A 12,845-nucleotide genomic window follows, 5' to 3' on the forward strand; every position below is an offset into this window, starting at 1 on the left:
GTTCCACTCTCGGCTTTGTTGGCAACATTCGTTGTTAGCAAGACCTTTACCAAAACGGTAGAGGTCTTTATTGTATAAAAAACCTTTACCTCATGGGTAAAGGTTTTTTTAATGAACATTTGTGGAGGTAAGTTCATGGATCTAGAAAAGGATTTACTTGATGCTATTGCAAAGGAAACTGATGAATTAGCACTCTTAGTGAGAACAAATGGACTAAATTGCACAGAAACAGTCAAGAAAAGCCAGAAGTTAGATAGATTAATTTTAAAGTACCAGCAAAGAAGGGAGAAGTACCGTCATGAAGAAAATGAAAGTATCCATGATTGATTTAATTAAAAAGAATAAAGAAGAAATCCTGAAAGATAAGCTACAGATTGAAAAGATTGAGAAACGTATTGATGATAAGCATTTAAAGGTGAAATAGACCACGGAATGTTTTGTGCATAAAATAATTATAAGAAAGACTCTTCCATTAAATTGCTAATGGGGGAGTCAAATTTAATCTATTACCTGTTCTACATATTAAGGTATAATAGAAGCTAGTTTTGTTAATGGAAAGTGGGTTTAATTAAATGTCAAAAACATCGATTGGGTTACTTCGTCAGGTGGGAATTATTGAGGGAATATCGTATTTGCTTTTATTATTTATTGCTATGCCACTTAAATATCTAGCGGATATTCCAATTTTTGTAACGATTTTTGGGATGGCACATGGTGTACTGTTCGTACTTTTCGTATTGCTTTTATTTTTTGTTTGGGTTAAACATCGATGGTCAATTTTTAAAGTTTTTGCGGCATTTATAGCTTCACTACTACCTTTTGGAACCTTTGTACTTGATTCCCGACTTCGAAAAGAGAGCTAGTAATTGTCGAATATAGAGGGAATTTCTTGAGAATTTTCTCCTGTCATCATCTTGAATTTTCCTGAATTTAAAGGTAAAGTATTTAATAACTTAATAACCGAGAGATTTTTATTTAACTTTTAATCTGTAAAGAATCTTTAGCATGTTATCAATTACATTGATCGTATGAAAAAGAGCCTTAAAGATGTGAAGTGAAAATAATATAAATCGGTATATTTCTTAATTAGGAGACTAGATTAGGGAATATACCGATTTTTTTTTTTAGGGGGGACAGGAATGAATCAAACAAAAGGTTCCGTTGAAGCAGAGATTAGTAGGTCCCTAACTCAGTGGGAAAAAGATTTTCTAGGTCGTGGGTCTATTTTTGTAAAAACAGATATTCTTCGGGACATGGTCATCGTGACTTTGCGTGGAATTTTAACACCTGCAGAATATTTAGTTTGTGAAACGAAAGAAGGAATGGCAACAATAAAGAGAACTAGGGCGGAGTTAGTGGAATCGGGGATAGAAGATCTAAAGAAAATTATACTAGACAAAACAGGTGAAGAAGTTACAAGTTTCCACACAGATATTAGTACGCGTACCGGAGAAAGGGTAATGGTCTTTAGGCTAGGTAATGACCTTGAAAAAAACTTTTGAAATAAGGCTATAGTATATTAAAATCTCAAAAGCCGGATTTTTACCTTTAAGATGAGATTTTGCTTGAAATCATGTGTACAGCTCTTTCCTAAAATGCATACTTTCCTAATTAAAAGTGGAAGTGTTTATCCTCATTAAAAGGATAGAAAGCAATCATTAACATAATGGCAGATCTTCAAAAAGCGCTAAATCGCTAGTTGAAGATAAACCGACAATATTCAGGAATTAATTTTTCCTGAGTTTGTCGGTTTTTTTATTGAAAGGAGAATTAAAATGTCAGAAGTAATCATGAATAATTTAATCTCACCCGTGGTGCTGTTTTTCATACTGGGGATCCTAGCGGCAATATTTAAATCCGACTTAAAATTTCCAAATGGGCTTAGTGAAGCGTTAAGTATCTATCTTTTAATTGCGATTGGGATAAAAGGGGGAATTGAACTATCCCATTACTCTATGGAATCTGTAAGAGGCCCAATTTTAGCAACCTTTTTCTTAGGAGGAGTTATTCCTTTTATAACATTATTTATCTTGAAATTTATTAAAATGGATTTCAAAAATTCAATTGGTTTAGCAGCTACTTATGGATCCGTCAGTATTGTGACATATGGAGCAGCCATTTCGTTTCTAGGTAAAAATAACATTAGTTATGAAGGATTTGTGAATGCGTTAGTCGTTCTTATGGAAAGTCCGGCTATATTAGTCTCTTTATTTTTGCTTAAGTTAGCAGAGAAAAATAAAGAAAGTGCTCAGGTTCCTTCACAAGTTATAGGGATTATTCCAACGTCCTTAAGATTAATTGATAAGGAAGTAATAAGAGAAAGTATTTTTGGAAAAAGTATTTTGTTGCTTGTGGGCAGTCTCCTAATCGGTTGGGTGTTGGGAGATAGAGCGGTACCAATGGTTAAACCATTATTTATGGATTTATATAACAGTGTGTTAATTCTCTTTTTATTAAATATGGGTTTAGTTGCTGGACAGCGCTTGCCTGAAGTTAAAAAGCATGGCGTCAAATTATTACTTTTTGGTTTGTTATCACCAATTCTCTTTGGAACTATAGGGGTGTTCGTTGGAACTTACGAAGGAATGTCATTAGGAGGAGCGACACTAATGGGTGTCTTAGCAGGAAGTGCTTCTTATATTGCAGCACCAGCAGCACTTAAAACGTCAGTACCAGAAGCAAGTCCATCCATTTATTTAGGGTTATCATTAGGAGTTACATTCCCATTCAATCTAATTGTCGGAATCCCTTTGTATTTTGAAATCGCAAAATTTATTCAATAGGGAAGTGCGATTATGACAAAATAAATTATAATGTAGAAAGGTTTTCCATATAAGGGTAATATAGTTCTATATTATTATAGGGGGAAAACAATGAAACAAGATTTATTAAAAATATTAGAGATTATTAAATTAGGAGAAAAATTAAAGTATGAACTAAGACATAGCTGGTTATCTAATGGTAGACAAGAGAGTGTAGCAGAACATACGTGGAGAGTTTCATTAATGGCTATGTTAATAGAACCAATGCTAAAAGAAGAAATAAATACCTCCCGATTACTTAAGATGATTATTATACATGATCTTGTTGAAGCAGAAGCAGGTGATGTTCCAGCATTTGATACTCTAGACAACAAACAGCTTAAAGAACTAAAGGCACAAAACGAGATTCATGCAATTGAAAGAATTAGAGATACTCTTGGAAATGAATTGGGGCAAGAAATGTACGATTTATGGTTTGAATTTGAACACAAGGAGACGTATGAATCGAAAGTTGCTAATGCTTTAGATAAGCTCGAAGCGCAAATCCAACATAATGAAGCGGATTTATCTTCTTGGATTGATATTGAATACAAAATGAGTTTCATGATGGATAGATATGTTGAGTTTGATCCGACTTTAAAACAATTTAAGGACTTAATTGAAGAAGATGCTGAACATAAGCTTACTCATGCAGGTATTGACGTTGTAGATCTCAAGAATACTATTTTAACAAGTAAATAAATGGAGAAGGCATTGGAATTATAACTTAACCAATGCTTTTTTTAATTCAGTATTAAAAGTATGAAACCATATCTGATTGAGTAACGTATTAACATGTATAAAAGATCTTAGGAGCGCTGATTAGAATGCAAGAGGTATCAAATGAAACAAAGGATATGTTACAGCAAGAATTAGAAGTTATCCGGAAATGGGAAGAGGATCAAAAAGGGCTATGGTTTTGGGAAAAACTTGGACGACTTCCTTTTAAGATATTGGACCGATTCACGCCTCAAGTCGTTCATAATAAGATTGGTCAGGCTCTAGACCAACTAGGGAGTTATTTACAAGGCGGTGGTCAGTATCTAATTTCAGAGAAGGAAATATACAATCGCTTCTCTAAAAAAACCGGAGAAGAGAATGTAGACCAAGAGTATATTACTAACCTGCCATTGAGAGTTATGGATGAAGTAAGTGGCGATTTAACAGTTTCTCGAAAAAGAATTGCGATGACCCAAGGAGCTACAACAGGTATTGGTGGTCTTTTTACATTGACCATTGATATTCCATTCATACTCGGAATTTCGTTGAAAACTCTGCAGGAAATTGCAATTAGCTACGGATATGATCCGAATGATAAAAATGAAAGGATTTTTATCGTAAAATGTCTACAATTTACCTCTTCAGATATAGTAGGAAAGCAAGCCATACTAGAAGAGTTATCTTCATTTTCAACTTCTGATAAAAAAAGTAGCGATCAAACAATCTCTCAAATACAAGGTTGGAGAGAGGTTATGATTAGCTATCGTGATAATTTTGGATGGAAAAAGCTTTTTCAAATGATACCGATTGCGGGCATGGTTTTCGGGTCTATCATTAATCGAGGAATGGTTAACGATATTGCTGAAACAGGGAGAATGTTATACAAAAAGAGAAGAATAGAAGAGAGACTAGCTTTGTTAGATAAAGAACAAATTAGAGAAGGACATTAAATCGAGAGAAGTCACCATAATTTTATGGTGATTTTTTTTATTAAGGGCTGTTTTCGTATTAATATGTGCTTATCTTTTACACGGACTCTATACTATATATGTTTAAAAGAACCGCATTAAAGTAAGTGGTAAATAAAGGATATTGCGAGAGTTTTTCGAATATATATTCATAAAACATAGAAGTGTAAGCGTTTTACTTTATTTGGAGAATTATAATAGGGTGAGCATATGACAAAGGATTCATGGAAAGCGTTATGGTGGATAGGACTTGCTGAACTCATGGCGCTTAGCCTATGGTTTAGTGCGTCTGTTATAGGCCAAGAATTATTGGAAAGTTGGCAACTTCAATCACACTATAAAGCATGGTTGTCGGCATCGGTTCCAATTGGATTCGTAATAGGTGCATTTTTGAGCTCTTATTTTGGTATTGCTGATCGTTTTAATCCTCGAAAAATATTTGCTATATCAGCACTTAGCGGTGCACTTTTGAATTTCGGTTTGGTGTTGGTAAATAGCGCACTACTGGGTATGTCTTTGAGGATATTAACTGGATTTGCCCTTGCGGGAGTGTACCCGACTGCAGTGAAAATTTTATCACAGTGGTTTCCTAAAAAGAGGGGACTTGCGATAGGAATCTTAATTGCTACTCTTACATTGGGATCAGCTCTGCCATATTTAGTGGTTATGTTTTTTTCATCAGTTGAATGGAAATTAGTAATTATATCAAGTTCTCTTTTAGCGTTAACTTCTGCCGTAATAGTAAATTGGGTTTTAGCTGACGCCCCAGTCCCTATAAAAAAACAACCATTTTCTATAAAATTATTGAAAAAAGTAACGAATAATAAACCATTAATGCTCGTAAATTATGGTTATTTTGGTCACATGTGGGAGCTTTATGCAATGTGGACTTGGCTTCCTATTTTTTTGACAGCAAGTTTTAAAAGTCAGCTACCACAAATCTCTAATTGGGTAATTGCTCTTATATCATTTAGTTCTATTGGGGTAGCTGGTGGAATTGGGTGTGTAATCGGTGGACTTATAGCAGATAGGTTTGGAAGATCGAGATTAACAATTTTATCAATGTGTGTTAGTGCAGCATGTTCGATATTAATTGGCTTTACATTTGGCCATTCTATGTGGTTATCAGTCTTCTTAGCAATAATATGGGGAATTTTTGTTATTTCAGACTCTGCTCAATTCTCTGCAGCAGTTTCTGAGTTTGCAGATGTGGAATACGTAGGTACTGCCCTTACCTTCCAGATGTGTATAGGCTTTTTAATCACTATTGTCTCTATCAATATAATTCCTATTTTCCAGAATATCGTCGGATGGGAGTGGGTGTTTATTATTTTAGCAATTGGGCCGATTTTTGGAGTCTGGTCAATGATTAAGTTTCAAAAATACGAGCTTAATCAATAGATAATTTTTATGAAAGACATGTATAGTTGTAGGGTGCATGTTAACAAAAGAACATAATTCCTTAGGAAGGTGTAGGATTCCATTTAACATAATTTGGGCAGAATAAGTGAATAAAATTAAAAAGAGGGAGATACTTGTGACTTTTCCTAACTATTTGTGGTATATTATTTTACTCAGTATAAGTGTGACTGTTTTTGTTATCACTTTAAAGGAAAACAGGAATTGGAAAAGATTACTTCAAACTCTTTTTTTTATTTCAGGTTTATCATATGTAGTTGATTTTATCGTATTAGTTCTGCTAAATGGTTATACATATAAACCAAATCTTGTTGAGACCCATTGGTTTGACTCTGTTTTTGGATCTATTTTTTCACAGGCAATTACAGTTCCTATTGCTGCAATGGCGATAGCGGGTCTTAACTTAGGATTAGGATGGATAATAGGTATTTCCATGTTATTGATGGGCGTTGAAGAGGTATTTTTAGCATTGAATATATATGAACATAATTGGTGGAAAACCTGGTATACAGGTTCCCTTTTAATAATAGGTTTTATGTTAGCTAAACTTTGGTACAAGCTTTTGGAGAATCCATATAAGCTTGTTAAGTTTATGACAATGTATATGACATTGATTGTTTATGCTAACTCTATGCGATTTTTTATGGTTGTTTTCTTTGAGACTCATTACTACAATGTTGATTGGTTTTCAAACTCCATTCGAGATAGTATAGCTGGGAATGCATTATACCTATTAATCTGGATGATACCAGTAACACTCGTTGTAATGTTTGGATTTAAATGGTATTGGATCTTATTAATGCTCGGAGTCGAATGGATAATTGATCAACTTCTAATAAAGAATGGTTTATTAATTATTACTTCAAATTGGAGTATAGCAGGTTTTATATTAATCCTACTTATAACACTTATATTATTTAGGTTTATTTATATTAAGTGGTTCGATACGACAACAAGATAGGTATTGGATGGGATGGTTGGATTTACCTTAATTGAAATAACTCTTTATTAATGCATTTAAATGACTAATGTCAACTAGTATTTGGAAAAGTTATAAAGAAGAAAGCGCAGTCTTTTATGGAGGACTGCGCTTTTCTGTATAGATTGAGAAACTCCTAAATTACTCAAAGTTCTGAGCGCTTTCTTCTTTAACTTCCTTTAAAATCACCAATATACTCAGATTGAGGTCTGTAGATCGTATTATTTTCTGCTTGTTCTAATACGTGTGAGGTCCAACCAACAATTCTACTTGCTGTGAAGGTAGCAGTGAAAAGTTCCGAAGGTAGATTTAAGGACCTCATGATCGCGGCTGCATAAAATTCTACATTTGTATATAAAGAGCGTCCAGGCTTTAACTCGTTTAAAATATTTATTGCAACATTTTCAACATGAATGGCGAGGTCTAACCAGCTGTCTTGACCGTCTAATTCTAGTAATTTCTTTCTTAATGCTTTTGCTCTTGGATCATGTGTTTTATAAACTCTATGTCCAAAGCCCATTAGCTTTTCGCCATTATTTAACTTTTCTCTAATAATGTTTTCTGTATTTTCAATTGTTCCAATTTCATTAAGCAATTCCATTACTCCAGAAGGTGCTCCACCATGAAGGGGACCTTTCATTGTCCCAATGGCAGAAGTAATCGCTGATACCATATCGGATTCCGAAGATGCAGTTACTCGTGCTGAGAACGTTGAAGCATTCATTCCATGCTCAAGCGTTAATATCATATATGTTTCTAATGCGTTTACTTGAGCTTTAGAGGGAAGGACACCGTTTAGCATGTATAAGTAGTTTTCAACATGGTCAAATTTACTGTTTGGTTCTACTGGGGCATGTCCGGCTAATGTTCTTTGTCGATATGTAATAATAGAGGGGATAACGGCAGTTAATCTAATTGCTTGGTCAATAGTGGGTGGCCACTGGTAATCGCTTTTTCCCTCAGCAGATATGACTGTTCTAATAACACTCATTAAATCCATATCTTTTGGAAGAAGATCTAAAACAGATTTCATCGTAACGGATAAATAACGATTTTCTTTTAGTTCACTTTTTAAGATGGAGAGTTTATCGAATGTTGGAAGACAACCGTACCAAAGCAAAAAGGCTACTTCTTCAAATGAGTATTTATCAGTTAAATCCCCAATCTGATAACCCCTATAAATAAGATTCCCCTCATTCCCATCAATATGACTAATGCGAGTTTGAGCTGCAATAATTCCTTTTAATCCTTCGTTTTTCATAAGAACCTCTCCCTTTCCTTAAGACCTATTCAATCTAGAATTGAAATTTTTTCCTTTTGTTACCAGTATTGTATAATGAGATGGTTATTAATAAAATTAAATATTATTAAACTCTTTGATTAATAAGTTAAATTAAGAGGGGTGCTTATGGAGTTAACTTGGATTCAAACTTTTATTACTGCTGCGGAATTGGGCAATTTCAGGAAAACGGCTGAACATCTTTTTATATCGCAACCAAGTGTAACGGTTCATATTAAACAATTGGAAAAAGAGCTTGGAATACTCCTGTTTGAAAGAGAAGGGAGGAGAATTAAGCTTACAGAAGCAGGAAGAAGATATTTATTACATGCAAAGAATTTGGTGGATGTTTATAAGGATGGAATGAGGGATTTACAAACGTTTAGCCAAGGGTATACTAGCAAGCTGTCTATCGCGATTTCTCCTTTGATTGCGGACACGGTGCTACCATATGTTCTTAAGCAGTATTTAAAAAGTCATCCAGAAGTAGAAATATCTGTCCAGATTATTGAATCAGTTGATATTGAAAAAGCTGTTCTTAATGAGACAGTCGATATTGGTCTCTCTTGCCTTGAAAGCTTTCATTCTGAACTTGAAAGCACTTTGTTGTACAGAGATAAAGTGATATTGGTTGTTCCACATGATGGTAGAGACTTTGAATCAGCCTATCCATTAGAGGAAGAGGAACTCTTGTCCTCGAACTATCTTTTGACACACAATCATCCTGCCTATTGGGATGGACTATGTAAGACAGTTAGCTTGTTTTATCCTAGTACACGTATGATGAAAGTTTCGCAGATTCATATAACGAAACGGTTTATTGTTGAGGGACTAGGGGTTTCGTATCTTCCATCTTCAACGGTTAGAAGAGAATTACTAGAAGGGCGATTGTTGGAAGTAGAGCCACAATCATTCTCCTTGCCAGAAGCTAATACGTATGCCGTTCTTAAATATCATCATAGGAAGCAAATAGAGTTCCTAGAATTTTTGTCTCATTATAGACTATAGTGAAAATAGTGGTATTTGGTATGTGGTTCATAAATAATTTCATACAAGTTTGTAGACAATCATCCAATATTAATTCGATATTTTAAATTGCAGTGACAAACTCCCTTACGTAGTTTAACACGATTACTAAATGAAAAGGACTCACGACATGGGTCCTTTAAATATTTTATAGTGTATCTTATCTAACAAATGGTATAATGTTCCATTGTATATATAGTTGTTTGACTAGGGGAGGAACTTCCATGGGGAAGAGATTGTATTATTTAGATTATTTAAGAGTTATATTAACCATTCTTGTAATCTTTCATCACACTGCTATTGCTTATGGGGCGGGGGGCTCATGGATATATAAGGATGTTGATGATTCAGAACTAACGATCTCAATGATTTTATTGACTATTTTTACTGCTATAAATCAGTCATTTTTTATGGGTTTTTTCTTTTTTCTATCGGGTTATTTTACTCCTGGATCTTATGATCGAAAAGGGTGGAAGAGTTTCTTAAAAGAACGTTTCTTAAGGTTGGGAATACCGCTATTAATCTATATTTTTTTTCTAGGACCCATCATTACGTATGCAGCACATTTCAAAGAAACTATGTCTTTGTGGGAGTATTATCAATCGAGTGTCGTTACTTTAAACACCATCCATATTGGTCCATTGTGGTTTGTTGAAGCGTTACTTTATTTTAACCTTTTATATGTTTTATACAGATTCGTTAAGAAATCAGATGGTGCAGCTGAAGGTTCGAAAATTCCATCCTTTATTAAGTTGATTCTAGTTGCTATTCTTTTAGGGGCTATAGCTTTCTTAGTGAGAGTGTTTTATCCGGTAGGGAAAGGCTGGCTAGGGTTGCAATTCGGATATTTTCCATCTTATATATTATTATTTATTGCTGGAATGGTAGCTTTTCGGAACCATTGGCTAGAGCAGTTAAATTATAAATTGGTAAAGAAGTGGAGCATTATTTCGTTAATCACTATACCGATTCTTCCTATTGCTCTTATAGCTGGTGGGGCTTTAGATGGTACTTTACAATTCGAAGGTGGTATGAATTTACAGGCTTTCGTTTACGCTATGTGGGAACCGTTCGTTGCAATAGGAATTATCTTGTGGCTGTTAAAATATTTTGAGAAAAATTGGAACGAACCTAGCGCCTTTAAAAATACACTTGCCAACTCTGCGTATACGGTATATATCATCCATCCTGTTATTATAGTCAGTCTTAGCCTTTTAATTACAAGGGTAACAATCTACCCTACTATGAAGTTTTTTATTGTAAGCATTATTGGTTCTATTCTTTGTTTTGTCGTTGCGAATGTTATTATAAAAATACCTTATGCTAAGCGTATATTATAATAATGGAAAAAAGGTGGATCAAAAAATGAAAGTGATTATTAAACCGGCAGCGGTCGCTCAATTAAAGAATATTGAACTAAAAGAAGATGAAGGGGTTAGAATTGAAGCCATCTTTGTAGGAAGTTGTTCCATTTATGCAGAGCACGAGCTTCGAATCGAAAAGAAACGACAAGAAGATGATTTATTTGTAGTAGAAGACGTTCCAGTCATTATCTCAAAGGAGAGTCAAAAGCATTTACACGAGAGAATTACTCTAGACTATAATCCTAGCTTAGGATACAAGATATATTCTGATGAAGAGGTTTACCGATATAATTTGCAAATTAAGCGTAATTAAAAAGATTGTCTCCTTAGGCAATCTTTTTAATTCGAATACACAAAAGTAGGAAATTTAAAGGTGGATAGGGAAATAATACTAAAGTAAACCAATTGGAGAGGGTAAAAATATGAGGATTTCTGTTTCAAATAAACGTAAATTTAACCAGTTACCAATCATGAGTCAGATTGGGCGCATTGTTACAGAAATGGCAAGGATAATATTCATTCTTTATATCGTACTTCATATTTTTGATATACAGCTTGTAACTTTTAAATATAAATATCTATTAGTACTTATCGGACTATGTATTATTGGTTTTGTTATAGAAGTTACTTTTGATAAGAAGAGAAAACTTGAAGTAAAAGTAGAAGCTTTAAGGCGTTTTTGATCAAATATTTATACCATATGGCATAGGAGGTACATAATGACGACGAGTGAGTTACAACCGAGTGATGTCCAGAAAATGCTACTAGAACACAGTGTATTTTTCCATTCGAAAAAAACTAAAAGTTTGGAATTTCGAATAGAGCAATTACAGAAATTAAGAGCTGCTATTATCAATTATGAATCTAAATTAATTGATGCACTACATAGGGATTTAGGGAAGCATCCATTTGAAACTTATGCTTCTGAAGTAGGTTTTGTATTAAACAGCATTAAACATACGATCAAATCCTTAAAAAAATGGGTGAAGCCTAAAAAGGTTCGTACACCATTTGTGCTTTATCCCTCCAAAAGTTTTATCATGTATGAACCATATGGGACTGTATTAATCATTGGACCGTTCAATTATCCGTTTCAGCTCTTAATAGAGCCTATGATAGGTGCGATTGCTGCTGGGAATTGTGTGGTTCTGAAGCCTTCGGAAGTTGTTCCGAATGTGTCAGAAGTAATTACTGAAATGATCCAGTCCATTTTTGACCCCGCTTATATTCGCTCTGTTGAGGGTGGGATTGAAACAAATACCTCATTAATTAATTCTCCATTCGATTATATCTTCTTTACTGGTAGTATTCCTGTTGGGAAAATTGTGATGGAGGCAGCTGCGAAGAACCTTGTCCCTGTAACGTTGGAATTAGGGGGGAAAAGCCCTGTAATTGTTGATGAAACAGCAAAAATTCAAATTGCAGCAGATCGTATTGTGTGGGGCAAGACACTGAATTCAGGACAAACATGTGTGGCTCCGGATTATTTAATGGTTCATGAATCCATCAAAGAAGAGCTCATACAAGAAATAAAAAACTCTTTACAAAAGTTTTATGGAATGGATATTCAAACTAGTAAAGACTTCGGTCGGATTGTTAGCGATAGACATTTTAAGAGATTAGAAACGATGCTAGAGGAAGATAAACACGGGATTCTTTATGGAGGGTCTAAGAATGCTGAAACAAGGTTTATGGAACCGACTCTAATTGATGCTAGTTGGGATTGTGCTACTATGTCTGAAGAAATATTCGGACCCTTGCTTCCAATCCTAACTTATAAAGATCTAGACGAAGCAATAGTTTCCATAAAAAAACGATCAAAGCCGCTAGCTCTCTATCTTTTTACAACAAATAAAAAGGTAGAGGAAAAAGTGCTTAGTGAGGTATCTTCCGGTGGTGTTAGCATCAATGACACGATTACCCATCTTGCAAATCCAGAATTGCCATTTGGAGGAGTTGGACACTCAGGAATAGGCGCATATCATGGTAAATATAGCTTTTTAACTTTCTCACATGAAAAAAGCGTCCTTAGAAAGAGCAACAAAGTAAAATTAACGATGCTGTATCCACCATACAATCAAAAGAAATTAAATTTAATTAAAAGGTTCTTAAAATAAATTCATTCTGAAATTTAAGGAGCGCTGGAATAATTCCAGCGCTCTTTATGTTCGCCCAGCATGGGCGAACTCTAACGGGTGAAAGTCCCGAGTATGACCAAGTAGCGGTAAGTACATAGCTGAAAGCAAGGGTGTCCACGGTGACGTGGAATCTGAAGGAAGCTCGAGGCAA

Annotated in this window: 15 protein-coding genes; 14 read left to right on the top strand and 1 reads right to left on the bottom strand. The window is 34.6% G+C overall.

Features of this window, described 5'->3' with window-relative positions; genetic code table 11:
- Nucleotides 1–135: 135 nt before the first annotated feature.
- The 9 genes from ACFYKX_RS19865 (at nt 136) to ACFYKX_RS19905 (ending at nt 6,869) form a co-directional block, all read left to right on the top strand.
- Entirely contained in the window at nt 136–327 is a 192-nt protein-coding gene (locus tag ACFYKX_RS19865; protein ID WP_389362896.1) for a Spo0E family sporulation regulatory protein-aspartic acid phosphatase, read from the top strand.
- Entirely contained in the window at nt 299–424 is a 126-nt protein-coding gene (locus ACFYKX_RS19870) for an FbpB family small basic protein (protein ID WP_389362898.1), read from the top strand. Before ACFYKX_RS19865 ends, ACFYKX_RS19870 begins: the two co-directional genes overlap by 29 nt.
- A gap of 148 nt (nt 425–572) precedes the next feature.
- The gene (locus ACFYKX_RS19875; RefSeq protein ID WP_389362900.1) at nt 573–863 is read left to right on the top strand and encodes a DUF3817 domain-containing protein; all 291 of its coding nucleotides are present in this window, start codon (nt 573–575) and stop codon (nt 861–863) included.
- A gap of 276 nt (nt 864–1,139) precedes the next feature.
- Entirely contained in the window at nt 1,140–1,502 is a 363-nt protein-coding gene (locus ACFYKX_RS19880; protein ID WP_389362902.1) for a DUF2294 domain-containing protein, read from the top strand.
- Between the two features lie 273 nt (nt 1,503–1,775).
- The gene (locus ACFYKX_RS19885) at nt 1,776–2,783 is read left to right on the top strand and encodes a sodium-dependent bicarbonate transport family permease (protein WP_389362903.1); all 1,008 of its coding nucleotides are present in this window, start codon (nt 1,776–1,778) and stop codon (nt 2,781–2,783) included.
- 90 nt (nt 2,784–2,873) lie between these two features.
- Complete coding sequence (locus tag ACFYKX_RS19890) at nt 2,874–3,503, top strand: HD domain-containing protein (RefSeq protein WP_389362905.1); 630 nt, start codon at nt 2,874–2,876, stop codon at nt 3,501–3,503.
- 125 nt (nt 3,504–3,628) lie between these two features.
- Nucleotides 3,629–4,471, top strand: a complete 843-nt coding sequence (locus ACFYKX_RS19895) for an EcsC family protein (RefSeq protein ID WP_389362907.1) — start codon at nt 3,629–3,631, stop codon at nt 4,469–4,471.
- 228 nt (nt 4,472–4,699) lie between these two features.
- Entirely contained in the window at nt 4,700–5,890 is a 1,191-nt protein-coding gene (locus ACFYKX_RS19900; RefSeq protein WP_389362909.1) for an MFS transporter, read from the top strand.
- Between the two features lie 136 nt (nt 5,891–6,026).
- Entirely contained in the window at nt 6,027–6,869 is an 843-nt protein-coding gene (locus ACFYKX_RS19905; RefSeq protein WP_389362910.1) for a hypothetical protein, read from the top strand.
- 187 nt (nt 6,870–7,056) lie between these two features.
- On the opposite strand, the gene ACFYKX_RS19910 is transcribed toward ACFYKX_RS19905, so the two are convergent.
- Entirely contained in the window at nt 7,057–8,148 is a 1,092-nt protein-coding gene (locus tag ACFYKX_RS19910; protein ID WP_389362912.1) for a citrate synthase/methylcitrate synthase, read from the bottom strand.
- 147 nt (nt 8,149–8,295) lie between these two features.
- Between ACFYKX_RS19910 and ACFYKX_RS19915 the strand changes: the two genes are divergently transcribed.
- The 5 genes from ACFYKX_RS19915 to ACFYKX_RS19935 all read left to right on the top strand — a co-directional run bounded on the left by ACFYKX_RS19915 (nt 8,296) and on the right by ACFYKX_RS19935 (nt 12,673).
- Complete coding sequence (locus ACFYKX_RS19915) at nt 8,296–9,174, top strand: LysR family transcriptional regulator (protein WP_389362914.1); 879 nt, start codon at nt 8,296–8,298, stop codon at nt 9,172–9,174.
- Between the two features lie 242 nt (nt 9,175–9,416).
- Nucleotides 9,417–10,532: an acyltransferase family protein gene (locus ACFYKX_RS19920; protein WP_389362916.1), complete on the top strand. Its 1,116-nt coding sequence runs from the start codon at nt 9,417–9,419 to the stop codon at nt 10,530–10,532.
- A 25-nt stretch (nt 10,533–10,557) separates the two neighbouring features.
- Entirely contained in the window at nt 10,558–10,869 is a 312-nt protein-coding gene (locus tag ACFYKX_RS19925) for an iron-sulfur cluster biosynthesis family protein (RefSeq protein WP_389362918.1), read from the top strand.
- Between the two features lie 109 nt (nt 10,870–10,978).
- A complete protein-coding gene (locus tag ACFYKX_RS19930) occupies nt 10,979–11,239 on the top strand; it encodes a hypothetical protein (protein ID WP_389362919.1) in 261 nt (86 codons plus the stop codon).
- Nucleotides 11,240–11,275: 36 nt separating this feature from the next.
- Nucleotides 11,276–12,673 carry an aldehyde dehydrogenase gene (locus ACFYKX_RS19935; protein WP_389362921.1) on the top strand — a complete coding sequence of 466 codons (1,398 nt, stop codon included), beginning with the start codon at nt 11,276–11,278 and terminating at the stop codon, nt 12,671–12,673.
- Nucleotides 12,674–12,845: the final 172 nt, after the last annotated feature.

Origin of the sequence: Cytobacillus spartinae, assembly GCF_042865285.1 — a bacterium.
Lineage (GTDB): Bacteria > Bacillota > Bacilli > Bacillales > Cytobacillaceae > Robertmurraya_A > Robertmurraya_A spartinae.